Genomic DNA, 23,885 nt, shown 5'->3' with positions numbered 1-23,885 from the left:
CCGTGACCAGTGACATCGTGCAGGAACTGCCCCGCCGGGCCGACGTGGTGATCGTCGGTGCCGGACACAACGGCCTCGTCTCCGCGCTCATGCTGGCCCGCGCCGGGCTCGACGTCGTCGTTGTCGAGGGCGCCGGGATGATCGGCGGTGCGACGCGCACCGAACAGCCCTTCCCGAAGGTCCCCGCGCTGCGCCACTCGACCGGCTCCTACCTGCTCGGGTTGATGCCGCCCGAGCTGATCAAGACGCTCGACGTGGAGATCCCGGTGCTGCGCCGCGATCCGCACTACTTCCTGCCGACCCCGGGCGGCGCCGGCTCGCCGTACCTCCTTTTCGGCAGCGACCGCGCGGCCACCCGCGCGCAGATGGCATCGTTCTTCTCCCCCGCCGACGTGGCGGCCGACGACGCGATGCAGGCGGAACTGGCCGCGCTCCGCGACGACCTGGCGCCGGCCTGGCTCGCCGAGCCGCTCCCGGTCGAGGAGACCGCCGCCCGCTACGTCCGGCCGGCGCTGCAACAGGTCTTCGTCGACCTGGTCCGCGGGTCGGTCGCCGACTATCTCGCCCGGTTCGAGTTCCGCTCCGAGCTGCTCGTCTCGATGTACGCCGTCACCGACGGCCTCTCCGGGCTCAACGCCGGTCCGGACGACCCCGGCACCGGGCACAACTTCCTGGTGCACAACATGTGCCGGCTCCCCGGCGCGGACGGCACCTGGATGATCGCCGCAGGGGGCATGGGCACCGTCTCGCGGACCTTCGCGGACGCCGCGCGCGCCGCCGGAGCCAAGATCTTCGCGGGTACGCCGGTCACCTCGATCACCCTCGACGGCGGCACCGCGAGCGGCGTCGTGCTCTCCGACGGGCGCTCGATCGCGGCCGCCGTGGTGCTGGGGGCGTGTGACCCGTACCGGCTGATGGAGCTGATGCCCGACGGCGCGCTGCCGGCGCCGCTCACCGAGCGGATGACCGCGGTCCGCCGTCCCGGCAGCACGCTCAAGCTCAACCTGGCGCTCACCGGGCTGCCACGCTTCTCCTGCCTGCCGCAGGACGCCCCCAGCCCGTTCGGCTCGACCATCCACCTGCTCCCCGGCTCGGCGTCGCTGGTCGGCGGCGGCACCGGGGAGTCGCCGATGGCCGCGCTGCGCGCGATGTGGGCTGACGTGCAGGCCGGCCGGCTCCCGGAGGAGCCGACGATCGAGTGGTACCTGCACACCACGGTCGACCCGTCGCTGCGGGACGAGGCGGGGCACCACTCGTCGGCGCTCTTCGTGCAGTCCGTGCCCTACGCGCTCGCCGACACGACGTGGGACGAGGCCATGCCCGGCTACGTGGAGAAGCTGCTGGCCATCTGTGAGCGGTACGCGCCGGGCGCGGCGGAACTCGTGGCCGACGCGGTGCCGCTCGCGCCGCCCGGCATCGAGTCGCACTTCGGCATCACCGGGGGGCACATCCACCACGTCGACAACACCGTCTCGTTCACCGACCGGATGCCGTACGCGACCGGCGTGGACGGCGTGTACGCCGGCAGCGCGGGCTGCCACCCGGCGGGCAGTGTGATCGGCGCGGCCGGCCACAACGCCGCCCAGCGCATCCTCGCCGACCTGGGCCGCCGCTAACGCTCCCGCGATCTTGCAGTTGTGGCCCTGCCTTTGCCCGGTTTACGCCTGACTTGTCCGGGCCACAACTGCAAGATCGGCGTGATCAGTCCGCGGTTTCGGGCTCCGGCTGCGGGACCGGGGCGGGGGCGTCGGTGCGCCGGGCACGGATCTCATGGCCGACGCTGGTCAGGCAGCGCCCACTGGTCAGATCGAACTTCCACCCGTGCAGCTGGCAGGTGAGCTGGTTCCCATCCACGATGCCGAAGCGGGTCAGATCGGCCTTCAGATGCGGACAGCGCCGCTGAACCACCCAGTCGCCGAGCGTGATGTCCTCGGCATCGGTGCTCCGCTCGTGCTCGTCGTACCAGCCCTCCGCGTACTGCAGCCGCTCCTCGGAGAGGCACTTGAAGAAGGCGTAGACGAACTCGTTGTACTGCCCGATGCGCGCCGCGGAGAAACGGCAGGAGAGGAAGAGCGAGTTGACCCAGTCGACCTCGCCGATGTGCAGCAGGTGCTCGATCAGCGACCGCTCGGTGCGGAACCGGTAGCGGACCTTCTCGTCGCCGTACGGCCGGACCTGCTTGCCCGGGAAGTCCACCACGATCGACTCGACGGACTCACCGTCGTAGCCGACGAGGTCGAAGCGGACCGGGCCGCCGACCCCCTTGGCGAGGTAGATCGACTCTTCGAGGAGCGGCTCGATGCGCTGCTTCATCTCCTTGAGCACGTCGATCTCCGGATGCCGCCACGACGCCTTCGCCGCCTCGATCACCGACCGCTGCCGCTCCTGATACTCGCGGAGGTGCTGCTCCTTGTGCGCGAAGAAGTCGTCGAGATCGGCGACCGGGTGGCTGGTCGTGATGCCGCCGTCGACGGTCAGTTCCGAGACGCTTCCCGGCAACAGCACCACGCCGTTCGTGCCGCCGACCTTCGCGTACTCGGTCAGGAAGTCGTGCTGGTCCGGGAAGATGTTCCCCTCGTCGCCGTGGATGTCGTTGAACTGCCACAGCGAGTCGTCCAGAAAGCACGGCGGGCCGGCGATCGGGAAGACGTGCGAGGCCTTGAGGTCGTCGATGTAGCGCCAGGTCCGGTCGTACTGCCGCTCGCGCTTCTGCTTGCCGAACGCCCGCTTCGCCGCCTCGGGAAGCTCATAGACCATCGGGTACCAGATCGCGCCGGAGAACTGCAGCAGGTGCGCGTGCACGTGGCCGAGCTCCGCGAAGACGCCGAGGTCGGTCGGGCGCGCGTCGTTCTGGTTGAGCAGCCGTATCCCGTCGTGCTCCACCCAGAGCGAGGAGTCACCGATCGGCCCGTCGGTGGGACTGGTGAGCGCCTGGATCATCACGTTGAGCCCGCCGTCGAGCTCCACGACCTCGTTGGTCTTGGTCCGGATGAAGCTGCTGAAGCCCAGCTCGCGCAGCTCGTCCTCCAACTCGGAGGTCGGATACTCCGGGAGCAGGACGGTCGCCTTCTTCGAGACGAAGCGCGTGAGGTGCGCGGCGTCGAAGTGGTCCCGGTGCAGGTGCGAGACGTAGAGGTAGTCGACCTGCCCGAGGGTCTCCCAGTCGAGCTGCGAGTTGTCGGGGAAGGGGAACCACGAGGCGAAGTAGGCAGGATTGACCCACGGGTCGGTCAGGATGCTGCCCGCAGCCGTGTCGATCCGCATGCTGGCGTGTCCCGTACCCGTCACTCGCACCGCGCAGACCCCCTAGATCTTCAAACACGAAGGTGTACGGGCAAAACGCTACCGGAGTGCCGTTGCGCACCGACTCGCGACGCCCCTTATACCCCTCCGTACGGCGTCGACCTGCGCCGTTGCGGGTCGGTCAGCCGCGCGGCGGCCGGCCGCCCACGCCAGCTGTCGCGCGCCGCGACACGCCTCTGCGCCGGACCCTGCGCCGCGGCGTCCGACGCGCGTGCCAGACTGAACGGAGATCTGATCGAGAGGGAAGGACCGAAAGTGGCAGGTAGCGAGCCGGTAACCTCGCCGGACCAGCTGAAGCCGGGGAACCGCAAGGCGGGACGCATCGGTGCGGTCGTCTCGGCGCTTGTGCTGCTGGCCATGACGATCGGCAACCACGAGGGCAGGGTCGAAGACATCTGGCTGGTCAGCATCGCGTTGCTGCTCCTGGCCATCGTGATCGGCGACGCCGTGCTCCGCCGCAACGGCCTGCGCTCCTGACCAACGCCGGTCTCAGCAGACGCACGAGGGCCCGCCCGGATATTCCGGGCGGGCCCTCGTCATGTCACTGCCCGTCAGCGACGGCGCAGCAGGATGTCCTGGACCTCTTTGAGCGCCGCGTCGACCTCGGCCTCGAAGTAGCCCCCCGAGACCAGCCCGAAGTGCAGGGTGTCCAGGTCGTTCTCGTTCACCGGCATCGGCCCGCGCCCCGACATCGCGTTGAGGATCCCCTCGAAGAGGCGATCCACCTGCATCGGGTCGTAGCCGCTGCCGAAGCGACGCACCTGGAACGTGCGGCGGATCTGGTCCACGCGCTGCATCGCCGGGTCACCGCCGACCCCGGGGCCCCCGCCCATCGGCGGACCGGCCACGGGCGGCATGCCCATGCCGGGCACACGCGGGTCACGATCGCCCATGCGGATCTCCGCGGTCATGTCCATCTTGCCGTGCCGACTCGGCTCGAAGCCGTCGAAGCGCTCGTCCGGCCCGCCGAATCCGCCGCCGGGTCCACCCGGACCGGCCGGCGCGGGCGGCCGGTCGTAACCGCCGCGCGGGTCGTCGTAGCCGCCGCCGAACGCGCCGGTCGGCTCGTCGTAGCGGCCGTACTGCTCGGGCGGCGGGCCGGCCTGGGCCGGCATCGGGCGCGGCGGCAGCGGGGGCGGTACGGGCGCCATGCCGCGATCGTCGCGCATGGGTGGACCCATCCGCTCCGGCGGCGGCCCCATCCGCTCGGGCGGCGCCATCCGCGACTCGGGGCCACGGCTCGGGCCGCCCCGCTCCTCGAGCTCGGCGAGCTGGCGCTCGACCCGGTCCAGGTGCAGGTCGACCTGCCACTCGTCGTAGCCGTTGAACCGGACCCGGAAAACAACGTCGTGAACGTCCTGGGACGCCACCGGTGAGCCGACGGACTCACCCGCGAGAGTGGCCTCGACGCGGTCGAGGAACGCGTCGACCTCGTCCACCTTGTATCCCCGACGGAGCGCTTTACGCCGGAAACGCTGACCCTGACTCGCCACTATGTCTCCTGGTTCGCTCACTCGTCACAAAGTCTGTTCACGATGCGACCTCCGCTGCGGCAAGCTGCCCGCACGCACCGTCGATCTCCTGCCCGCGGGTGTCACGCACCGTGGTCGACACCCCGGCCTCCCGCAACCGGCGGACGAACTCCCGCTCGACCGGCTTCGGGCTGGCGTCCCAGCGGCTGCCCGGAGTCGGGTTGAGCGGGATGAGGTTGACGTGCGTCAACCTGCCGGCCAGCAGGCGGCCCAGCAGATCGGCGCGCCACGGCTGGTCGTTCACGTCTCTGATCATTGCGTATTCGATGGACACGCGCCGGCCCGTACGCCCCGCGTAGTCCCACGCGGCGTCCAACACCTCTGCTACCTTCCAGCGCTGGTTGACCGGCACGAGTTCGTCGCGCAGATCATCATCAGGCGCGTGCAACGACAGCGCAAGGGTCACGGAGAGGTCTTCGTCGGCCAACCGGCGGATCGCCGGCACCAGCCCGACGGTCGAGACTGTGATATGCCGCTGGGAGAGTCCGAGCCCTTCGGGCGCCGGGGCGCAGAGCCGACGGACCGCCGCGATGACCCGCGAGTAGTTGGCCAGCGGCTCGCCCATTCCCATGAACACCACGTGCGACAGCCGGGGCGGCGAACCGGCGACCGCGCCCGAAGCGGCGACCCCCGCCAGGTAGACCGCCTGGTCGACGATCTCGGCTGTGGAGAGATTGCGGGTCAGCCCGGCCTGGCCCGTGGCGCAGAACGGGCACGCCATGCCACAGCCGGCCTGGCTGGAGATGCAGACGGTGATCCGGTCCCGGTAGCCCATCAGCACGCTCTCCACCAGGGAGCCGTCGTGCAGCCGCCAGAGCGCCTTGCGGGTCGCCCCGTCGTCGCAGGCCATCTCGCGGACGGGCGTCAGGAGCTTGGGCATCAGCTGGTCAGCGAGGCGGTCCCGGCTGGCGGCCGGCAGGTCGGTCATCAGGCCCGGGTCGCGGACGAGCCGCCCGAAGTAGTGGTTGGAGAGCTGTTTCGCCCGGAAGGCGGGCTCTCCGAGCTCGGCGACGAGCGCCTGGCGCCCGGCCAGGTCAAGGTCGGCGAGGTGTCGCGGCGGCATGGCGGCGCGGCGCGCGGGACCACCGATGGGGGCGTCGGGGCTGGTGGGGATCAGGGGCAGACTCGTCATAGCTGGTCCAGTCTCCCACGTGTTGGCCGTTAACGACGGGGCGCGGGGTCCCGAGGTCAGGCACGTCTCACCCGTCCGCGTCTTCCCCGTCGGTCTGTATCGCCTGTCGCCGTCCCAGCCGCGCGTCTCAGCTGACCGGCGCGAAGAGGGCCAGCAGGAGATATGAGGTGGGGAGCGCGAACAGGATCGAATCCAGTCGGTCCATCAGGCCACCGTGTCCGGGCAGCAGATTACTCATGTCCTTGATAGCGAGATCCCGCTTGATCATTGACTCGCCGAGGTCGCCGAGGACGGCCGCGACCGAGACCGCCAGCCCGAACAGGGCACCCCAGGCCGGGGCGACGTCGAGCAGCAGATAGAGCAGGAGCGCGCTGCCGAGCGCGGTCGCCAGCAACGAGCCGGCGAAACCCTCCCAGGACTTCTTCGGGCTGACCGAGGGCGCCATCGGGTGCTTGCCCAGGAACACGCCGGACACGTAGCCGCCGGTGTCGGAGAGGACGACCGCGGCGAGCGTGACCAGCACCCGCAGGTCACCGTCGGGTTGGACGGCGAGCAGCGCGGCGAAGCCGGCGAGGAACGGCACGTAGACGGCGATCAGCGTGGCCGCGGAGATGTCCCGGTGATACCCCGCCGGACCGTCGGCGAGCCGCCACACAAGGGTTGCGAGCACCGTGACGATCAGGCCCAGGGAGAGCGCGTCCGGCCCGGCCCACCAGGCCAGGCCGATCATCAACAGGCCACCGCCGAGCAGCGGCAGCAGCGGCGGCCGCACCCCCTTCGTCCGTACGGCCCGGATCATCTCCCAGATCCCGATGCCGACAGCGGCGGCGAGCACCGCGAGGAAGGCGGGCGGCCAGAAGAAGAGCGAGGCGAGGATGACCGCGACCAGCGAGGCGCCGACGCCGATCGCCGCCGGCAGGTTGCGTCCGGCGCGGCTGGGCGGCTTGACCGGGGACGCTTCGGTCCCGGTCGCCGGGGCCGGACCGCGACGCCGGGCGCCGGCGCGACGCCGGCCGGGGGCGCGCGGTGGCCTGGGCTCGGGGTCGGCGTCCAGCAGCGGCCAGCCGGCGGTCTCGGGCTCGTCGGAGCCGCCGGGCCCGTCCAGAACGGTGTCCGTCAGGGGGTACGGGGACAGACCGTGACCGGGGTGGCGGGTCTCGGCGCCGGAGGCGGCGTAGGGCCCTCCGGAGTCGTAGTCGGCGTACGGCGGGTACGGATCGGGCGCGGCACCGGTGTGCCGCGCCCCATGCCGAACGTCGCGCTCGTCGCTGCCGTAGGGGTCGGGGTATGACATCAGACCTCGAGCAGCTCGGTTTCCTTGTGTTTCACCAGGTCGTCGATGTTGGTGACGTAGCGGTGGGTGACGTCGTCCAGCTCCTTCTCGGCGCGGCGTCCCTCGTCCTCACCCGCTTCGCCGTCCTTGACGATGCGGTCCAGTTCTTCCTTGGCCCGGCGTCGCACGTTGCGGATGGCGACCTTGGCGTCCTCGCCCTTGCCGCGCGCGACCTTGATCATGTCGCGGCGCCGCTCCTCGGTCATCTGCGGGAGCAGGATACGCAGCTGCGTGCCCTCGTTGTTGGGGTTGACGCCCAGGTCCGAGTCCCGGATCGCCTTCTCCATCACATGGAGCTGCGACGCGTCGTACGGCTTGATGATCGCCATCCGCGGCTCGGGGATGCCGACGGAGGCCATCTGGGTCAGCGGCGTGGGGGTGCCGTAGTAATCAATGATGACCTTGGAGAACATCGCCGGAGTCGCCCGACCGGTCCGGATCGCAGCGAACTCCTCCTTGGCGTGCTCGACCGCGCGATCCATCTTCTCCTCGGCCTCAAGCAGCGTGTCGTCGATCACCTGCTCCGTCGCCTCCTTCTGATGCCTCGTTGTCCCACAAAGGCCGGTTGGCCGTGTCCTGCTCGATGGTCACGCTCGGGCCGCGCTGTCGGTTGCCGACGGCGCGGTGCCGCTGCGGCTGGCGGTCCGCACCGGCACGCGCCGGCCACCCGGGCGTCCGGCGACGGCTCACGCCGTGCCCGGCACGTCGACCACGGCCTACGCCGTGATCAATGTGCCGATCCGCTCGCCCCCGACGGCCCGGACGATAGTGTCGTCGCCCTGCGCACCGAACACCAGCATGGGGAGCCCGTTTTCCATACACAAGCTGAACGCCGCCGCATCCGCGACCCGCAGCCCCCGGCGCAGCGCCTCGGAGAAGGTGATCGAATCGAGTTTGCGGGCGTCGGGGTCGGTGCGCGGATCGGCGGTGTAGACCGCGTCGACGCCGTTCTTGCTCATCAGCACCACGTCGGCGTGAATCTCCAACGCGCGCTGGGCCGCGACCGTGTCGGTGGAGAAGAACGGCATGCCGGCCCCCGCACCGAAGATCACTACACGGCCCTTTTCGAGGTGCCGGATGGCGCGGAGCGGAATGTAGGGCTCGGCCACCTGGGCCATCGTGATCGCGCTCTGCACGCGCGTCTCGATGCCCTCCTTCTCCAGGAAGTCCTGCAGGGCCAGGCAGTTCATCACCGTGCCGAGCATGCCCATGTAGTCGGCGCGGGCCCGGTCCATGCCGCGCTTCTGCAGCTCGGCGCCCCGGAAGAAGTTGCCGCCGCCGACCACCACGGAGACCTGGATCCCACGCCGGACCACGGTCGCGATCTGCCGGGCGATGGCCTGGACGACGTCGGGCGAGACGCCGATCGCCCCACCGCCGAAGACCTCGCCGGAGAGCTTGAGCACCACCCGTCGGGAGCGTCCGGGCGGCGGCGCGGTGGGGTCGTCCTCCGCCGCCGCGGTCTGGTCGCTCATCAGCTGCGTCATCCGACCCGCCTCTCCTTCGCGGGCATGCCCGCCGCCCAGCCCACACTATGGAACGAGGAGGCCGCGGTGCGTGTCACGTACACCGTCGGCCTCCTCGGATGGTCCTAACCTGGCAGGCCGGCGCCGATCGGCGCCGTGCCGTTTCAGGGCTCGCCTCAGGCCTGGCCGACCTCGAAGCGCACGAACCGGGTCACCTCGATGCCCGCCTCGGCGAGCACCTGCTTGACCGACTTCTTGTTGTCGGAGACCGACGCCTGCTCGATCAGGACGAAGTCCTTGAAGAAGGCGTTGACCCGACCTTCGATGATCTTGGGCATCGCCGCTTCCGGCTTGCCCTCCTCGCGCGCGGTCTGCTCGGCGATGCGCCGCTCGGACTCCACGGTCTCCGCCGGCACCTCGTCGCGGGTGACGTACTTCGGCCGCATCGCGGCGATCTGCATCGCCACGCCGCGCGCGTCGGCGTCGGCCGCCTCGTCGGACTTGCCGGTGTACTCCACGAGCACGCCGACCGCCGGCGGCAGGTCCTGGCTCTTGCGGTGCAGGTAGACCGCGGTGTTGCCGTCGAGCACGGCGAAGCGGTTGAGCACCAGCTTCTCGCCGATCTTCGCGGACTGCTCCTGGATGACGTCGGCGACGGTGCGCCCGTCGGCCAGGGTCGAGGCGAGCAGCGCCTCGGCGCTCGTCACCCCCGCCTGCTCACCGTGCTCGACGAGCTGCTGCGCGAGCGCGATGAAGTCGGCGGTCTTGGCGACGAAGTCGGTCTCGCAGTTGAGCTCGAGCAGCGCCTTGCCGGAGTGCGCGACCAGGCCGTTGGCGGCGGTGCGCCCGGCCCGCTTGCCGACATCCTTGGCGCCCTTGACGCGAAGGATCTCGACAGCCTTGTCGAAGTCGCCCGCAGCCTCCTCGAGCGCCTTCTTGCAGTCCATCATGCCGGCGCCGGTAAGGTCCCGGAGCTTCTTGACGTCCGCGGCGGTGAAGTTGGACATTACTCTCTCTTCGGTCTGTGGGGCGGCTGGGTGGGTGTCTTTACGGGCTACCCGGATCGGGGCGCGCTGCGCCTCGCACCGGGTGTCGGGTCCGCCGGCCGGCGGGGCGCCGGGCGCCTGCCCGCTCGGCGGACCCTCACCGCGAGGTCACTCGGCTGCGACCGCCGCCGGCTCAGCAACCGGCTCTGCCGCCGGCTCAGCAGCGGGCTCGGTGGTCTTCTTGTCCGGGCCCTCGAGCAGCTCGCGCTCCCACTCGGCCATCGGCTCGTCGCCGGCGACCACGCCGGGCTCCGGCTTCTGGTCCGTGCCGCGCTGCTTGCCCGAACGGGCGATCAGGCCGTCGGCGACCGCGGCCGCCACGACCTTGGTCAGCAGCTCGGCCGAGCGGATCGCGTCGTCGTTACCCGGGATCGGGAAGTCGACCTCATCGGGGTCGCAGTTGGTGTCGAGCACCGCGATGACCGGAATGCCCAACTTCCGGGCCTCGTCGACGGCGATGTGCTCCTTCTTGGTGTCGACCACCCAGATCGCCGCGGGAACCTTCTGCATGTCGCGCAGACCACCCAGGGTGCGGGTGAGCTTGATCTTCTCGCGCGAGAGCTGCAGGGTCTCCTTCTTGGTGTAGCCCTGCGCGGTGCCGCTGAGGTCGCCGAGCGCCTCGAGCTCCTTCATCCGCTGCAGCCGCTTGTACACCGTCTGGAAGTTGGTCAGCATGCCGCCGAGCCAGCGGTGGTTGACGTAGGGCTGGCCGACGCGCGTCGCCTGCTCGGCGATCGCCTCCTGGGCCTGCTTCTTGGTGCCGACGAAGAGGATGCTGCCGCCCTCGGCCACCGTGCCGCGGATGAACTGGTACGCCGTCTCGATGTAGTCGAGCGTCTGGCGCAGGTCGATGATGTAGATACCGTTGCGCTCGGTGAAGATGAAGCGCTTCATCTTCGGGTTCCAGCGCCGGGTCTGGTGCCCGAAGTGCACACCGCTTTCCAGCAGCTGGCGCATGGTTACGACGGCCATGGTGGGATGCTCCCTTTTTTCCCTGGTTGTCTCGCCCGGCCGGCCGGCTGGGCGTCCTGGCGCCTGGTCGCCGGCCATGGTGGGCCCGATCATGATCGGGACCAGGGAGGCCGTCGCTCCACGGGAATGCCGCGGAGAAGGCACGCGAGGTCGACCGCGGAGGCGGTCGCCAGCTGCCAAGTGTACGCCCCACGGTGCGACCCATCACGCCAGCCCACCCGCCGTCCCCGTACCCCGACCAACGCCCCGTCGCCGCCCGTCGGCAGCCCCGTCGGCGGCCCGTCGCCGGCCCCGTCGATCAAGGACGTGTGCGCACGGTTTGATCTCCGATCGCGTGCATACGCCCTTGATCGACGAGGAATCCCTTGATCGTCGTGGGTGACCGCGAGCGCGGCGCGGGGTCCGCTCAGCGCGCGCGGCGAGCGCGGCGCGGGGTCCGCTCAGCGCGCGGCGAGCGCGGCGGCCACGAAGAGGACGAGCCCGACCGTGAGGTAGGCCGTCGGTGGGCGCAGCCACCCCCGGCCGTCCGCGTCGGCCGACCGCGCGGCTCCGGTCGCCAGCGCGTAGAGCCCCACCCCGAAGGCGGGCAGACCCAGCACGAGGAACGTCCCCGAGACGACGCCCGCGGCGGAGATCCGGTCACCGAGCGCGGCGCCGAGGAGCACCCGGAGCGCCGGCAGCTCCAGAACGATCACCAGGATCGTGAACAGGACGGCCAGTCCCGGCCGTCGGGTGCGGTAGATGCCGTCGCCCACCGGCGCGCCGGAGACGGGCGCGCGGCGGGGAGCCGAACGGTCCATCGCCTCGGGGAAGAAGGCATCGCGGGCGGGTTCCTCGGCGGGTCGCGGGTGCAGCGTCCCGACCGGCCCGGTCGGCATCTGCAGAGAACGCGTCACGTCGGGCGCGGCCTGGACCCGATGGGCGTCCAGCGGCGGCGCGGACTCGAAGACCGGCGCCGCTCCGGCCGACACCGGGGGGTCGAACGCGGACGCGGCCGTCGGGCGCGCGGCCACCCCGCCGAACCCGGGCCCGCCGGCGCGTGCCGGCTCGACGGCCCGCTCCGGCTCCACCGACACGGGTACGGGGTCCGGAACCGGCTGCCGCTCCTCCGCTGCCGCCCGCTCGGCGCCGACCGTCCCGCGCCCACCGGGCAGCGGCACGGGCACTGCTTCGAGTACGGCACGGCCGGGGGCGACCGACGCCCGTCCCGGCTCGGTCGCCGCGCTCGCCGGCGTCGGCCGGAGGTTGTCGAGGAGGAGCGGCCGTCCGTCATCCTCGACGCCGCGGCCCGGCTCCGCATAACTCCGGCGGGATTCCGTCAACGCCTCGGTGACCTCGAAGGAGGACGGCGGGAGCTCGGGCTCGGCACGCCACGGTTCGGGGTCGCCGTAGCGGCCGTCGACACCGGTCCGGTCCGCCGCGTACGCGGCGCCGTACCGGTCGGTGGAGACATTCAGGGTGGCGTAGCGGCTCTCCCCCGGCGAGCCGTCGCTCGGCCCGGTCCCGGCGTAGCGGTCGTCGCTGCGCCACTCCTGCTCGCCGTACGGGCGGTCGCCGGCGTGCCAGCGCGGCTCGGTGTCGTCGGGGAAGTCGCGATGTGCGTTCACGGACGGGCACCGTATGCGACCTGCGGCGCCGACCGCCAGCCGGCTGACCGTGATGCCGTGTTCCCCCCGACTTTTCCGGTTCGGGCCGGGCGCGCCCCCATAGCACGCGCACGGGATGATCGTCCGGCTGTCCACAGGGGACCCCGTTGTCCACATGTCGATCATCGAGGCCTTCCCCACGCCGCCGCTGGTGCGCCACGGTCTCGCCATGACGTTGGCGAGACAGGCGGTCGGGGCGTACGGCGAACGTCGCGCCGCACAGCACCTGGCAGGGACGGGGCTCCGGATCGTGGCCCGAAACTGGCGCTGCGCGCAGGGCGAGATCGACATCATCGCGTGGGACGGCGACGTCATCGTCTTCTGCGAGGTGAAGACGCGGCGGGGCAGCTCCTACGGCGCGCCGGCCGAGGCGGTCGTGGGGAGCAAGGCACGGCGGCTGCGTCAGCTCGCCGCCCGATGGCTCGTGACCACCGGCACCCGCCCGCGTGAGGTGCGCTTCGACGTCGTCTCGGTGCTGCCGCAGCGCCGGGGGGCGGCCCGGATCGACCACATCCAGGGAGCGTTCTGATGGTCAGGGGCACGAAGACGCACGGCCCCGGGCGGGCCGGCCGGCACGCGGCGGAGCGCTCATGAGCTACGCCAAGGTGCTCTGCGTCGGCCTGGTGGGAGTCACCGGCCACGTGGTGGAGGTCGAGGCGGACCTCTCCGCCGGGCTCCCCGCGGTGGTCCTCTCCGGGCTGCCGGACACCGCGCTGAGCGAGGCGCGTGACCGGGTACGCGCCGCCATCGTCAACTCCGGCCAGAGCTGGCCCAACCGGCGCATCACGGTCAACCTGCTGCCCGCCACACTGCCGAAGTTCGGCTCAGCGTTCGATCTCGCGATCGCCGCCGCGCTGCTCGGCAGCGCCGGAGAGCTGCCGCTGGCGCCCCTCGAACAGGTGGTCATTCTCGGCGAGCTCGGGTTGGACGGGACGGTCCGACCGATCCGGGGTGTGCTGCCGATGGTCGCCGCCGCCGCGCGGGCCGGGATCACCCGGGTCGTGGTGCCGCTGCACAACGCCCGGGAGGCCGCCGTCGTGCCCGGCGTACGGGTGCGGGCCGTCGACACGTTGCACCGGCTCGTGGCCTTCGTCCGCGAGGGCGGCCGGTTGCTGGACGCGCCACCGCAGGACCCACCGGCGGAGACGGAGGGGCCGGATCTCGCAGACGTCGCCGGCCAGGGGCTGGGGCGTCGGGCACTGGAGGTCGCGGCGGCCGGCGCCCACCACGTGGCGCTGCTCGGACCGCCCGGGGCGGGCAAGACGATGCTGGCCGAGCGCCTGCCGTCGATCCTTCCCGAGCTCGACGACGAGGTATCGCTCGAGGTCACCGCGCTGCACTCGGTCGCCGGCGCGCTACCGCCCGGCGGACGGCTGCTGCGACGGCCGCCATTCCAGGCGCCCCACCACAGCGCCACCGTCGCGTCGCTCGTGGGTGGCGGTTCGGGACTCGCCCGACCGGGCGCCGTCTCGCTGGCCCACCGGGGCGTGCTCTTCCTGGACGAGGCCCCCGAGTTCAGCGTCCGCGCGCTCGAAGGGCTACGCCAGCCGTTGGAGAACGGGCGGGTGCTGCTGACCCGGACGCAGGGCGCGACGGAGTATCCGGCCCAGCTGCAACTCGTGCTCGCCGCCAACCCCTGCCCGTGCGCCAAACCGGCGGGCGACACGTACTGCGAGTGCAGCCCGCTGGCCCGCCGCCGCTACCTGGGGCGGCTCTCCGGACCGTTGCTCGACCGCATCGACGTCCAGGTGACGCTCACCCCACTGCGGGCGGCCGAGCTGATGGCCGCCGGTGCGCCCGCCGAACCGTCCGCCGTGGTCGCGGCACGGGTCGCCGCGGCCCGCGCCACGGCGGCCGCCCGGTGGGCCGCGCGCGGTTGGCAGGTCAACGCGCTGGTGCCCGGTCCCGAACTGCGTCGCCCGCCGTGGCAGCTGCGCGCCGCCGACACCCGCGCCCTGCGCGGCCGCCTCGACAGCGGCGCGCTCTCCGCCCGCGGCTTCGACCGGATCCTCCGGATGGCCTGGACCATCGCCGACCTCGACGGCCGGGACCGCCCCGACGGATCCGACGTGGACGAAGCGGTGCAGCTGCGCACCGGACAGAGCTGACGAGGAGAGAGATGTCATGACGGACAGAGACGAGATACGACTGGCCCGGGCGGCGCTGGCCTGGCTGACCGAGCCCGGCACCCATGTCGTGCATCGCCTCGTGGGCAGCGTCGGCGCGACGGAGGCGCTGGGCCGGCTGGTCCGCGGCGAGGTGCCGGAACCGGCCGTGCGGTCGGCCGTGACGGCACGGCTGGCGGCCGGCGATCCGTACGCGGTCGCCGAGGCGGCCCTTGCCCGGGCCGAGCGGCTCGGCGCCCGGGTGGTGATTCCGGAGGACGAGGAGTGGCCGGTCCGGGTCGCCGATCTGGAAAGGCTGAGGCTGACGAGCGCGGAGCGGAAGGTCGATCAGGAGACGGCCCCTCCGTTGTGTCTGTGGGCGCGTGGCCGGTGGCCGGTGAGCGCGGCGCTGGAACGGTCGGTCGCGGTGGTCGGCTCCCGGGCCGCCACCCCGTACGGCATCCATGTCGCGACCGAACTCGGCTACGGACTCGCGGAACGGGAATGGACGGTGGTCTCCGGCGGGGCGTACGGGATCGACGCGGCCGCCCACCGCGGCGCGCTGACCGCCGGCGGCCTGACCGTCGCGGTGCTCGCCTGCGGCCTGGACCGTCCCTATCCGGTCAGCAACACGGCTCTGTTCGATCAGATCGCCGAGACCGGCCTGCTGGTCAGCGAGTGGCTGCCCGGCGCGGAGCCGCTGCGGCACCGCTTTCTGATCCGCAACCGGGTGATCGCCGCCGCGACCTGCGGCACGGTGCTGGTCGAGGCCGCGGCCCGTAGCGGAGCCACGCAGACCATGCGCCGCGCGCTGTCGATCGGGCGCCGCGGGATGGTGGTGCCCGGCCCCGTGACCTCCGCGATGTCGGTCGGGGCGCACGAGTTGCTCCGCGAGGAACCGCACGCCCGGGTGGTCACCGGTGTGCCGCACGTGCTGGAGGAGGTCGGCCGGATCGGCGCCGATCTCGCCCCGCCGGCGCGCGGCCCGCAGCATCCGCGCGATCAGCTCGACGACGAGTCCGCGCGGGTCCTGGAGGCGATGCCGGGACGCGGCTTCATCGGCCCGGACGCGCTCGCCGCCCGCGCCGGCGTCGATGTCCGTGCCGCCCTGCGCAAGCTGTCCCTGCTGGAAACGCTCGGCCTGCTCGTACGCCGGGACGGGGCGTACGCGCTGGCGCCGACGCCACGGAAGGCCCGCGATGTCATGTCGACGTGAATCGCCGCGCGGCACCGAGGTGCGGTCGCGGTCAGCCGATGTCGATCCAGTAGTCCAGCTCCACCCGGTCCGCGGGGATCACGATGTCGGTCGCCACCTCGACCACCCGGTCACCCGCGTACGTCTGACGGGTCACGGTGATGACCGGGACGCCCGACGGGAGTCGCAGCGTGGCCCGTTCGTCGGCGGCCGGCATGCGGGCGCGCACGCGCTCGCGGATGCCGGTGACCGTGATGCCGAGGGTGTAGAGCTGGGCGGTGTTCCCCCCGGGCCACGGCTCGCGCTCCGGGTCCGCGACGGGTGTGCCGGCCACCATGTCGAGCAGCAGGCAGGAGGTCGACATCTGCTGCGGCACACCGTGCGCCCGGAACACGAAGCGACGCTCCAGGAGCGGCGTTCCGGGCTCCACATCGAACAGCTCGGCGAGCTCCGGCGGGGCTGGCAGCTCGCGGAAGTCCTTCTCCAGCTGGTAGTCGGCCCACGGCAGGTCATGGTCGACGGTGAACGACGTCTCGGGCAGGCGGTCGCCGCGGAGCTGGTACAGCTCACGGCGGTAGCGCTCGGAGCCGACCCGTCGCACCGGCATGAGCGGACGGGCGTAACTGCCCCGGCCGTGCTCCGTGACGATCATTCCGTCGGCGCGGAGCAGACCGATCGCCTCCCGGACGGTGCCGCGCGAGACGCCGAATTCGTCCATCAGCGTGGTTTCCGAGGGGAGCAGCGATCCGGGCGGAATCGCGCCGGCCTCGATCCTGTGGCGCAGTTCGTCGGCGACCATCCGGTAGCGGGGTCGCACTGGGTGCGGGGTAGGCACGCCGATCACGGTACCCCGGAACACCGCCATCTCAGTCGACGGTCTCATCTGGACGAGTGATATAGATGAGTGTACGGTTGATTGTGCGACCGGTACGGACAGTGACCTAGGGGTAGGCGTGCCGGCCGGTCGCTCCGAAGCTCACCTGACGACGCGGTCCCGACGCGGCAGCAGCGACCCGGCTACGTCGTGTCCACCAGATCGGGTGCGGCGGTCCGCGGCTTCCCCCGTGCCGCGGGCCGCCGCTCCCACCCACGAAGGGCGAGGCGATGCCGTGGTGGAAATGGTTCCTGCGACGCGACAAACCGATCGACGCCGTCGGCCCGGCGACCTCCTACCCGCACCGCGCCGGCGCGTACGGGCATCTCGATGACCGCCCCGCGTGGGCGACCGAGCCGACCGTTCCCCAGCCGCAGGTCCGTCCCCTGCTGACCCGCGGTCAGAAACACCGGTCGGGCGGTCCGCCAGCGGACTCGTAGCCGTCCGACGCGCCTTTCCTGGCCGCCGCCCGATTCCACCGGCCCCGCGCGCGCGCCGCCTTGACGCGTGCGTGGCTCACCCCGCACGGTCACACTGATGACCCACCGCAGCCCCACCACCCAGGAGACGCACGAGGCGCTGCCCGCCGCGATGCGTGACGCCGTCGACGACTTCGCCCGACATCTGTCCGTGGTGGAGAACCGGTCGGTGCACACCGTACGGGCCTACGTCGGCGACGCGGTCTCGCTGCTCGACCACGCGGCCCGGATGGGTTGCGGCGCTCCCGACGAGCTCGACATCACCGTCCTGCGCAGCTGGCTGGCGAAGCTGCGCACCGTCGGGGCCGCTCGGGCGTCCCTGGCCCGTCGCGCGGCCTCGGCCCGCACGTTCAGCGCGTGGGCGCATCGCGGGGGTCTGCTCGCGACCGATGTCGGCGCGCAGCTCGCCAGTCCGAAAGGCCACCGCGAGCTGCCCACGGTGCTCCGGGTGGACCAGGCGGCCGAGCTGGTGGTGGCGCCCGGCGACGAAGCGTCGCCGGTCCTGCTGCGCGACCGGGCCGTGCTCGAACTGCTCTACGCCACCGGCATCCGGGTCAGTGAGCTGTGCGGCCTGGACATCGCGGACGTCGACCGGGCACGGCACGTCGTCCGGGTGATCGGCAAGGGCGACAAGGAGCGGTCGGTGCCCTACGGGCTCCCCGCCGAGCAGGCCATCGACGACTGGCTGCGGCTGGGGCGGGCCTCCCTCGTCGGGCCGGACAGCGGCGACGCGCTGCTACTCGGGGCCCGCGGCGGTCGGCTGCAGCCGACCATCGCGCGGCGCATCGTCAGCGGGTACGCCCGGGCCGTCGGCCTGCCGCACATCAGCCCGCACGGGCTCCGGCACTCGGCGGCCACCCATCTCCTTGAAGGCGGCGCCGACCTGCGGGCGGTGCAGGAGCTGCTCGGACACGCCTCGCTCTCCAGCACCCAGCTCTACACCCATGTCTCCGTCGAGCGACTGCGCAGCGCCTACCGCCAGGCCCACCCGCGGGCATGACCGCGGCTGACGCGACGGCGGGCGACCGGGCCGTAGGATCACGCCCGTGAGCGCCCCAGAGCCGCAACCGCCCGAGCCGATTCCCGGCGCGCGACTGCTCTTCTCCCTCGACACCTCGTCCGCCCACCTCAATCACGGCTCGTTCGGCGCCGTGCCGGTCGGCGTGCAGCGCGCGCAGCAGCGGCTGCGCGACGAGATGGACAGCAACCCGATGCGCTTCTTCACCCAGGGGCTCGTCGACCGGATCGTGCACACCAGACGCCACCTGGCGTCGTTTCTCGGCGCGGACCCCGACGGCAGCGCCCTCGTCGGCAACGCCACCACCGGCGCCGCGATCGTGCTGCAGTCCCTGGGCCTGCGCCCCGGCGACGAGGTGCTACTCACCGACCACGGTTACGGCGCGGTGGGTTTCGCCGTCGAGCGGGAGTGCCGGCGCACCGGGGCCACCGCGCGCACCGTGCACGTCCCGCTGGCCGCCGCCGATGACGAGGTCGTCGCGATCGTGCGCGCCGGGCTGCGTCCCGGGCGCACCAAGCTGCTCATCATCGATCAGCTCACCTCCCCCACCGCCCGGCTCTTCCCGACGGCGGTCATCGTCGCCACCGCCCGCGAGCACGATGTGCCGGTGCTGGTCGACGCGGCGCATGCGCCCGGCATGCTGCCGGTCGCCGTCGACGCGCTCGGGGCCGACTTCTGGGTCGGCAACTTCCACAAGTGGGCGTACGCGCCGCGCGGCACCGCGCTGCTGGCGGTGGCGCCCCGGTGGCGGGACCGGATCGAGCCCCTCGTCGTCTCGTGGGAGCAGGCGACGGGTTTCCCGCTGCGGGTCGAGTGGCAGGGGACGCTCGACTACACGTCGTGGTTGGCGGCGCCGACCGGACTCTTCACCCTGCGCACCCTCGGCGTCGATCGGGTGCGCGCGCACAATGCCGCGCTCGCCGCGTACGGGCAACGGGTCGTGGGTGAGGCGCTCCACCTCTCGCCGGCCGAGCTGCCCGACCCCGGCGGACCGACGGTCGCCATGCGACTCATCCCGCTCCCCGAGGGCCTGGTCACCACGATGGCCGATGCCGTCGCGCTGCGGCTCCGCATCGCCGATGCGCTCACCACCGAGGTCGGCGTCAGCGCGTGGGGCGGTCGGGGCTGGCTCCGCCTCTGCGGCCAGGTCTACAACCGCGCCGACGACTATGTGCGGCTGGCCCAGCGCCTGCCCCAACTGCTCGCCGCGCTGCGCTGAGCGGCAGCAGTCGGACCCGGCCGAGTCCGAGCAGGAACAGCGGATCGAGGTAGCTCGCGCCGCGACGCAACCCCCAGTGCAGGCACGCCGGCGCCGGGCAGCCGGGGTGTCCCGCCGCGAGGACGCCGAGCGGGGCGCCGGCGGTCACGCGCGCACCGGCCGTGACCCCGGATCCCACCGGCTCGTACGTGGAGCGCAGCCCGCCGGCGTGCTGCACGCTGACCACCCCGCGGCCGGCGATCCGCCCGACGAAGAGCACGACCCCGTCGCCGGCGGCACGGACCACCGCGCCGGGTGGCGCGGCCAGGTCGACACCGCGGTGTCCGGGCGACCACGGCTGGGGCGGCGGGTCGAAGCGGCGGACCAGGCGCGGCGCGCCGTCCAGCGGCCAGCGGAAGCGGGACACCGGGGTGGCGGACGCAGCCTCGGCGGGTCGCGCCGGATTCGCGGCGGCCGGCGACACCCGCGTCGGCCCGTCGGTTGTCATCCGAGGAGCCGCGAGCGGCGGGGACGCGCCGGTGAGCACCGCGAGCAGGATGGGCAGAGCTTTCCCGTACCGCGTCATGACTCGCAGCCTGTCGCCCGGGGAACCTCGGGCGCAATCGACGCGGCCCGGTCCTGTGGACAGCTACGTCGGTGTGGAAAACGCCCGGAGAATCAGATGATCTGCTATGTCCGTGGGGCCGGCGCGACAGTGCGAAATTCCCCCGTTGGGGTGACGGTCGCGGTTGTCCGGAGAGTGGTGGGTCAGCTGCCGAAGCCGGAGTCCGCAGGGAGTGAGATGTCGGGCTTTTCGAGCTCTTCGACGTTGACGTCCTTGAACGTCATCACACGGACGTTCTTGACGAACCGGGCGGGACGGTACATGTCCCACACCCAGGCGTCGTGCATCTCGACCTCGAAGTAGACCTCGCCGTCCGAGTTGCGCACATGCAGGTCAACCTGGTTCGCGAGGTAGAACCGGCGCTCGGTCTCCACGACGTACGAGAATTGACGGACGATGTCGCGGTATTCCCGGTAGAGCTGCAGCTCCATCTCGGTCTCATACTTCTCGAGATCTTCCGCGCTCATCGCACTCCGCCTTCCATGGCAACATCTTCCCCCACTGGCGTCGGCTGGCGTAGCTGCTCGCCCAACGCCACGCCGACGGTACCCCCTGCTGGCCCCGGCCGCCCTACCGCCTCAGGCACGCCGATCGTCTCGGGCCGGCGCGCCCTGGGCGGCCGCCCGGCCCGTCCGGACACGGTCGCCACGTTGATGTACGAGAAGCGATGTTCCGCGCACGGCCCCTGCCGCTCCAACGCCGCAGTGTGCACCGGGGTGATGTATCCCTTGTGCTCCGCGAAGCCGTAACCCGGGAAATCCCCATCGAGCTCAACCATGATCCGGTCCCGGGTGACCTTCGCCAGCACGCTGGCGGCCGCGACGCAGGCGGCCACCTGGTCTCCCTTCCAGACCGCGAGCCCCGGCACCCCGAGGCCGTCGACGCCGAACCCGTCGGTCAGCACGTACTCGGGACGGGTGCCGAGCGAGGCGAGCGCGCGACGCATCGCGGCCAGGTTGCACACGTGCAGGCCGCGCGCGTCCACCTCGTGGGCCGGCACCACCACGACCGCGTACGCGAGCGCGCGTGAGACGACCTCGTCGTAGATCCGCTCGCGGGTCGCCGGGGTGAGCAGCTTCGAGTCGGCCAGCCCCTCGACCTCGCCGCGCCGCCCCTCGGGCAGCACCACGGCGGCGGCGACCAACGGGCCGGCGCACGCTCCCCGGCCGGCCTCGTCCGCCCCGGCCACATGCCGGAAGCCGCGCCGTTGGAGCGCACGCTCCAACGCGTACAGGCCACCTTCGCGGCGGACCACGGTGCGCGGCGGGGTCAGCACGTCACTCCCTCCCCAGCGTCGGCGAACAGTTCTGCAGTTGACGGAGCAGCGACGGCAGTTCCAGGGGATAGAACCGTTCGTCCGTCACGTCGAACTCCTCGATGGTCCACCAGCGGTGGCCGTCGACCGTGTCCCGCTCCACCTCGTCGAAGCCGGCGGTGTCGACCTCCCACGTGGGCACCCGGACGAGGAAGAACTCCTGCTCCTGCCGGTACCACCGCCCGTCGAACGAATACTCGGTCACATCGCGCCAGACCGGTGCGCCCAACTGCCCGGGCTCCAGGCGCAGCCCGGTCTCCTCGGCCAACTCGCGCGCCGCGCCCAGCGCCCACGGTTCGCCCGCGTCCAACCCGCCGCCGGGGGTGAACCAGAAGAGGTGCGTCGGCCGGGCGGGGTCGAAGCCGTGGAACATCAGGACGCGGTCCGCGCCGTCGAGCAGCAACACACGGGCGGCGCGCCGCGGAATCCACGCCTGCCCGCCAGGGGGCAGCGGTGGGCTGAACGCGGCGTCCGTCACCGGACCAGCCTAGGACCTCGTCCGGCGTGGGGTCGCGCCCGTGGTCAATCCTGCGGTTTGGGGACCGACGCGAACGAATCCGGTACGGAGAGCCACTTGGCCCGTCCGAACGGCCAGAACACCACGAAGGCGCGCCCCACCACGGCATCCTCCGGCACCGTGGCGACCTGGATGTCGTTGGTCCGCTCCCAGTGTTCAAGCGAGTCACCCGAGGCCGACCGGTGGTCGCCCATCATCCAGAGCCGCCCCTTGGGCACCGTGATATCGAACGGCTGGTCCGCGGCGGCGTCGTGGACCCCGTCCTCGGCGTAGATGTACGGCTCATCGATCGGATGTCCGTTGATCATCAGTCGCTGCTGGGCGTCACAGCACTGCACCCGGTCCCCGCCGACCCCGATGACCCGCTTGATGAAGTCTTCGCCCTTGGGGTTGCTGCGCCACTCGGACGGGGCACGGAAGACGATGATCTCGCCCCGGTCCGGGGAGCGGAAATCGTAGACGAGCTTGTTGACGAGCACCTTGTCGTTGATGTCGAGGGTGTGTTCCATCGACGGCGACGGGATGTAGAAGGTCTGCAGGACGAAGGCGCGCACCAGGACCGCGACGAGAACCGCCACGCCCAGCAGGATCGGGAGTTCGCGCCAGAACGAATTGGCCCGCTTATCGGTCTGCTCGTCAATCACGGACGGAGCCTACGACGCCGGACTGGAAACCGTGATCGGGAACGCGCGGTTACGAGCAAAGACCCCAGAATTGGGAGGACAACAGCTATTCCTCCCCCTCCGGCGGGAACGTGACGTCCCCCTTCGTCGGGAACGGCGGGGGGGTGCCCCGGAGCGGGCGCGGCGGCGGCCTTGGGCATCCGGTCGAACGTCGCCGGCACCGAGAGCCCGTCCCAACGCCCCTGCGGCCAGACGATCACGAACGCCCGCCCGATCACATTGTCGATCGGCACCGGCCCCTGGCAGCGCGAATCCTGCGAGACCAGCCGATGGTCGCCCATCACGAAGAGCTGGCCCGGCTCGACCACCACCTCGTCGAACCGGCGCGAACGGCACTCCCGAGGGCTGGGCGGCACGTCCAGGTCGGAGTTCTCCAGGACGTACGGCTCGTCGAGCGGCTGACCGTTGACCGTCACCCGTCCCCGGTCGTCACAACACTTCACCCGGTCGCCGGGGATCCCGACGACCCGCTTGATGAAGTCCTTCTCGCCGGGGCGGCTCACGCCCACGAGGTCGCCGACGGTGCGTCCCAGCTTGCCGACGAATCCCTGCTCCGGCTCGTCCAACTGCTCGGGCGCCCACCGATCGGTGCCGCGGAAGACCACGACCTCGCCCCGCACCGGGTCACGCACGTCGTAGACGACCTTGTTCACCAGCACGCGGTCACCGATGAGCAGCGTGTCCTCCATCGATCCCGACGGGATGAAGAAGGCCTGCAGGAGGAAGGTGCGGATGAGCACCGCGAGGCAGAACGCCACGATGAGCAACAGCGGCAGTTCCTGCCACAACGGCATCTGCTTGCGCTTGCGCGGCGGAGGCTCCGCCCGCTGCGGCCGGCGTCCCCATGGGTCGACGTCGTTTTCTCGATACACGCTACGCATCTCCCCGGTCCCGAGATACAGCGCTACCGCCCGGGGCGTCTCTATCGAGGTGCCACGGGCGGTAGCGCACTTGTGTCCCGCCGCCACGACGCGTGTCGTGGCCGTAGCGTTCGCCGTCTGTCACTGCGGCCAGCGTAATTGGCGCACGGCCGGAGCGGCAGTCCCAGGCTCGGGTGAGCTGGTCAGCAGGCTCAGCTGACCCTGGCCTCGCGCAGCTCCTTGATCTTCGCCTTCTTGCCGCGGAGCTCACGGAGGTAGTAGAGCTTGGCGCGACGGACATCACCACGGGTGACGACCTCGATCCGGTCGATGCCGGGGCTGTTGATCGGGTAGGTCCGCTCAACGCCGACACCGAAGCTCACCTTGCGGACGGTGAAGGTCTCGCGCAGGCCGGAACCCTGGCGACGGATCACGACGCCCTGGAAGACCTGGACGCGGGAGCGGTTTCCCTCGATGACCCGGGCGTGCACCTTGAGCGTGTCGCCTGCGCGGAAGGCCGGGAGGTCGGTCCGCTGCGACTGGGCGTCGAGAGCGTCCAGCGTGTTCATCGCTGCATCCTTGTGAT

General features: G+C 71.6%; 25 protein-coding genes. 8 read left to right on the top strand and 17 right to left on the bottom strand.

The genetic code is table 11. From position 1 onward, the window contains the following. Nucleotides 1-14 precede the first annotated feature (14 nt). A complete protein-coding gene (locus AB0J06_RS09505) occupies nucleotides 15-1,616 on the top strand; it encodes an NAD(P)/FAD-dependent oxidoreductase (protein WP_357426536.1) in 1,602 nt (533 codons plus the stop codon). 85 nt (nucleotides 1,617-1,701) lie between these two features. On the opposite strand, the gene AB0J06_RS09500 is transcribed toward AB0J06_RS09505, so the two are convergent. Continuing rightward, complete coding sequence (locus tag AB0J06_RS09500) at nucleotides 1,702-3,294, bottom strand: Rieske 2Fe-2S domain-containing protein (RefSeq protein ID WP_357426476.1); 1,593 nt, start codon at nucleotides 3,292-3,294, stop codon at nucleotides 1,702-1,704. Nucleotides 3,295-3,558: 264 nt separating this feature from the next. On the opposite strand from AB0J06_RS09500, the gene AB0J06_RS09495 reads away from it, so the two are divergent. Continuing rightward, nucleotides 3,559-3,780 (top strand): DUF2631 domain-containing protein, encoded by a 222-nt coding sequence (locus AB0J06_RS09495; protein ID WP_357426474.1) that lies wholly within the window; start codon nucleotides 3,559-3,561, stop codon nucleotides 3,778-3,780. Between the two features lie 74 nt (nucleotides 3,781-3,854). On the opposite strand, the gene AB0J06_RS09490 is transcribed toward AB0J06_RS09495, so the two are convergent. The 8 genes from AB0J06_RS09490 to AB0J06_RS09455 all read right to left on the bottom strand — a co-directional run bounded on the left by AB0J06_RS09490 (nucleotide 3,855) and on the right by AB0J06_RS09455 (nucleotide 12,391). Further along, entirely contained in the window at nucleotides 3,855-4,796 is a 942-nt protein-coding gene (locus tag AB0J06_RS09490) for a DivIVA domain-containing protein (RefSeq protein WP_357426472.1), read from the bottom strand. Nucleotides 4,797-4,833: 37 nt separating this feature from the next. Then, nucleotides 4,834-5,967, bottom strand: coding sequence for a 23S rRNA (adenine(2503)-C(2))-methyltransferase RlmN (gene rlmN / locus AB0J06_RS09485; RefSeq protein WP_357426470.1), 1,134 nt, complete (start codon nucleotides 5,965-5,967; stop codon nucleotides 4,834-4,836). Between the two features lie 127 nt (nucleotides 5,968-6,094). Beyond that, nucleotides 6,095-7,261: a phosphatidate cytidylyltransferase gene (locus AB0J06_RS09480; RefSeq protein ID WP_357426468.1), complete on the bottom strand. Its 1,167-nt coding sequence runs from the start codon at nucleotides 7,259-7,261 to the stop codon at nucleotides 6,095-6,097. Then, nucleotides 7,261-7,818 carry a ribosome recycling factor gene (gene frr, locus AB0J06_RS09475; RefSeq protein WP_357426465.1) on the bottom strand — a complete coding sequence of 186 codons (558 nt, stop codon included), beginning with the start codon at nucleotides 7,816-7,818 and terminating at the stop codon, nucleotides 7,261-7,263. Before frr ends, AB0J06_RS09480 begins: the two co-directional genes overlap by 1 nt. 198 nt (nucleotides 7,819-8,016) lie before the next feature. Then, on the bottom strand, nucleotides 8,017-8,775 hold the full coding sequence (pyrH, locus tag AB0J06_RS09470) for a UMP kinase (RefSeq protein ID WP_357426534.1): 759 nt from the start codon (nucleotides 8,773-8,775) through the stop codon (nucleotides 8,017-8,019). 167 nt (nucleotides 8,776-8,942) lie between these two features. Beyond that, the gene (tsf, locus tag AB0J06_RS09465; RefSeq protein ID WP_357426463.1) at nucleotides 8,943-9,773 is read right to left on the bottom strand and encodes a translation elongation factor Ts; all 831 of its coding nucleotides are present in this window, start codon (nucleotides 9,771-9,773) and stop codon (nucleotides 8,943-8,945) included. A 147-nt stretch (nucleotides 9,774-9,920) separates the two neighbouring features. After that, nucleotides 9,921-10,784, bottom strand: coding sequence for a 30S ribosomal protein S2 (rpsB, locus tag AB0J06_RS09460; RefSeq protein WP_357426461.1), 864 nt, complete (start codon nucleotides 10,782-10,784; stop codon nucleotides 9,921-9,923). A 440-nt stretch (nucleotides 10,785-11,224) separates the two neighbouring features. Next, nucleotides 11,225-12,391 (bottom strand): hypothetical protein, encoded by a 1,167-nt coding sequence (locus tag AB0J06_RS09455; protein ID WP_357426458.1) that lies wholly within the window; start codon nucleotides 12,389-12,391, stop codon nucleotides 11,225-11,227. Nucleotides 12,392-12,599: 208 nt separating this feature from the next. On the opposite strand from AB0J06_RS09455, the gene AB0J06_RS09450 reads away from it, so the two are divergent. The 3 genes from AB0J06_RS09450 to AB0J06_RS09440 all read left to right on the top strand — a co-directional run bounded on the left by AB0J06_RS09450 (nucleotide 12,600) and on the right by AB0J06_RS09440 (nucleotide 15,751). Further along, nucleotides 12,600-12,959, top strand: a complete 360-nt coding sequence (locus tag AB0J06_RS09450; protein ID WP_357426532.1) for a YraN family protein — start codon at nucleotides 12,600-12,602, stop codon at nucleotides 12,957-12,959. Nucleotides 12,960-13,020: 61 nt separating this feature from the next. Continuing rightward, entirely contained in the window at nucleotides 13,021-14,538 is a 1,518-nt protein-coding gene (locus AB0J06_RS09445) for a YifB family Mg chelatase-like AAA ATPase (RefSeq protein WP_357426456.1), read from the top strand. 16 nt (nucleotides 14,539-14,554) lie between these two features. After that, a complete protein-coding gene (locus tag AB0J06_RS09440) occupies nucleotides 14,555-15,751 on the top strand; it encodes a DNA-processing protein DprA (protein ID WP_357426454.1) in 1,197 nt (398 codons plus the stop codon). Nucleotides 15,752-15,782: 31 nt separating this feature from the next. Here the strand turns inward: AB0J06_RS09440 and AB0J06_RS09435 are convergent, their stop codons facing one another. Beyond that, nucleotides 15,783-16,565 (bottom strand): GntR family transcriptional regulator, encoded by a 783-nt coding sequence (locus AB0J06_RS09435; protein WP_357426452.1) that lies wholly within the window; start codon nucleotides 16,563-16,565, stop codon nucleotides 15,783-15,785. Nucleotides 16,566-16,834: 269 nt separating this feature from the next. Here AB0J06_RS09435 and AB0J06_RS09430 point away from each other — a divergent pair, with 269 nt between their 5' ends. From AB0J06_RS09430 to AB0J06_RS09420, 3 genes are all read left to right on the top strand, one after another. After that, entirely contained in the window at nucleotides 16,835-17,044 is a 210-nt protein-coding gene (locus tag AB0J06_RS09430; protein WP_357426450.1) for a hypothetical protein, read from the top strand. 97 nt (nucleotides 17,045-17,141) lie between these two features. Further along, complete coding sequence (locus AB0J06_RS09425; protein ID WP_357426448.1) at nucleotides 17,142-18,083, top strand: tyrosine recombinase XerC; 942 nt, start codon at nucleotides 17,142-17,144, stop codon at nucleotides 18,081-18,083. Nucleotides 18,084-18,129: 46 nt separating this feature from the next. Beyond that, nucleotides 18,130-19,320, top strand: a complete 1,191-nt coding sequence (locus tag AB0J06_RS09420) for an aminotransferase class V-fold PLP-dependent enzyme (RefSeq protein WP_357426446.1) — start codon at nucleotides 18,130-18,132, stop codon at nucleotides 19,318-19,320. Here AB0J06_RS09420 and AB0J06_RS09415 read toward each other — a convergent pair. From AB0J06_RS09415 to rplS, 7 genes are all read right to left on the bottom strand, one after another. Then, complete coding sequence (locus AB0J06_RS09415) at nucleotides 19,205-19,807, bottom strand: peptidoglycan DD-metalloendopeptidase family protein (protein ID WP_357426531.1); 603 nt, start codon at nucleotides 19,805-19,807, stop codon at nucleotides 19,205-19,207. The two genes, AB0J06_RS09420 and AB0J06_RS09415, sit on opposite strands and share 116 nt — an antisense overlap. Nucleotides 19,808-20,067: 260 nt before the next feature. Further along, nucleotides 20,068-20,391 carry a DUF2469 domain-containing protein gene (locus AB0J06_RS09410; RefSeq protein WP_011905215.1) on the bottom strand — a complete coding sequence of 108 codons (324 nt, stop codon included), beginning with the start codon at nucleotides 20,389-20,391 and terminating at the stop codon, nucleotides 20,068-20,070. Next, complete coding sequence (locus AB0J06_RS09405; RefSeq protein ID WP_357426444.1) at nucleotides 20,388-21,200, bottom strand: ribonuclease HII; 813 nt, start codon at nucleotides 21,198-21,200, stop codon at nucleotides 20,388-20,390. Before AB0J06_RS09405 ends, AB0J06_RS09410 begins: the two co-directional genes overlap by 4 nt. 1 nt (nucleotide 21,201) lies before the next feature. Next, the gene (locus tag AB0J06_RS09400; RefSeq protein WP_357426442.1) at nucleotides 21,202-21,717 is read right to left on the bottom strand and encodes an NUDIX domain-containing protein; all 516 of its coding nucleotides are present in this window, start codon (nucleotides 21,715-21,717) and stop codon (nucleotides 21,202-21,204) included. Between the two features lie 44 nt (nucleotides 21,718-21,761). After that, complete coding sequence (lepB, locus tag AB0J06_RS09395) at nucleotides 21,762-22,400, bottom strand: signal peptidase I (protein ID WP_357426440.1); 639 nt, start codon at nucleotides 22,398-22,400, stop codon at nucleotides 21,762-21,764. Next, a complete protein-coding gene (gene lepB, locus AB0J06_RS09390; protein ID WP_357426438.1) occupies nucleotides 22,397-23,320 on the bottom strand; it encodes a signal peptidase I in 924 nt (307 codons plus the stop codon). Before lepB (AB0J06_RS09390) ends, lepB (AB0J06_RS09395) begins: the two co-directional genes overlap by 4 nt. A gap of 191 nt (nucleotides 23,321-23,511) precedes the next feature. Beyond that, the gene (rplS, locus tag AB0J06_RS09385) at nucleotides 23,512-23,868 is read right to left on the bottom strand and encodes a 50S ribosomal protein L19 (RefSeq protein WP_357426436.1); all 357 of its coding nucleotides are present in this window, start codon (nucleotides 23,866-23,868) and stop codon (nucleotides 23,512-23,514) included. Nucleotides 23,869-23,885: the final 17 nt, after the last annotated feature.

The organism is Micromonospora sp. NPDC049679 (genome assembly GCF_040659735.1).
In the GTDB taxonomy this organism is placed as follows: domain Bacteria; phylum Actinomycetota; class Actinomycetes; order Mycobacteriales; family Micromonosporaceae; genus Micromonospora_I.
The sequence above is the reverse complement of the archived record's forward strand: the minus strand, read 5'-3'. Positions and strand labels throughout refer to the sequence as shown.

Coding starts and splice junctions, on each gene's coding strand:
- lepB (WP_357426438.1), bottom strand. CDS start 23,320: ATGCGTAGCGTGTATCGAGAAAACGACGTCGACCCATGGGGACGCCGG.
- tsf (WP_357426463.1), bottom strand. CDS start 9,773: ATGTCCAACTTCACCGCCGCGGACGTCAAGAAGCTCCGGGACCTTACC.
- rplS (WP_357426436.1), bottom strand. CDS start 23,868: ATGAACACGCTGGACGCTCTCGACGCCCAGTCGCAGCGGACCGACCTC.
- AB0J06_RS09450 (WP_357426532.1), top strand. CDS start 12,600: ATGACGTTGGCGAGACAGGCGGTCGGGGCGTACGGCGAACGTCGCGCC.
- AB0J06_RS09480 (WP_357426468.1), bottom strand. CDS start 7,261: ATGTCATACCCCGACCCCTACGGCAGCGACGAGCGCGACGTTCGGCAT.
- AB0J06_RS09425 (WP_357426448.1), top strand. CDS start 17,142: ATGACCCACCGCAGCCCCACCACCCAGGAGACGCACGAGGCGCTGCCC.
- pyrH (WP_357426534.1), bottom strand. CDS start 8,775: ATGAGCGACCAGACCGCGGCGGCGGAGGACGACCCCACCGCGCCGCCG.
- AB0J06_RS09445 (WP_357426456.1), top strand. CDS start 13,021: ATGAGCTACGCCAAGGTGCTCTGCGTCGGCCTGGTGGGAGTCACCGGC.
- AB0J06_RS09415 (WP_357426531.1), bottom strand. CDS start 19,807: ATGACAACCGACGGGCCGACGCGGGTGTCGCCGGCCGCCGCGAATCCG.
- AB0J06_RS09410 (WP_011905215.1), bottom strand. CDS start 20,391: ATGAGCGCGGAAGATCTCGAGAAGTATGAGACCGAGATGGAGCTGCAG.
- rpsB (WP_357426461.1), bottom strand. CDS start 10,784: ATGGCCGTCGTAACCATGCGCCAGCTGCTGGAAAGCGGTGTGCACTTC.
- AB0J06_RS09430 (WP_357426450.1), top strand. CDS start 16,835: ATGCCGTGGTGGAAATGGTTCCTGCGACGCGACAAACCGATCGACGCC.
- AB0J06_RS09440 (WP_357426454.1), top strand. CDS start 14,555: ATGACGGACAGAGACGAGATACGACTGGCCCGGGCGGCGCTGGCCTGG.
- rlmN (WP_357426470.1), bottom strand. CDS start 5,967: ATGACGAGTCTGCCCCTGATCCCCACCAGCCCCGACGCCCCCATCGGT.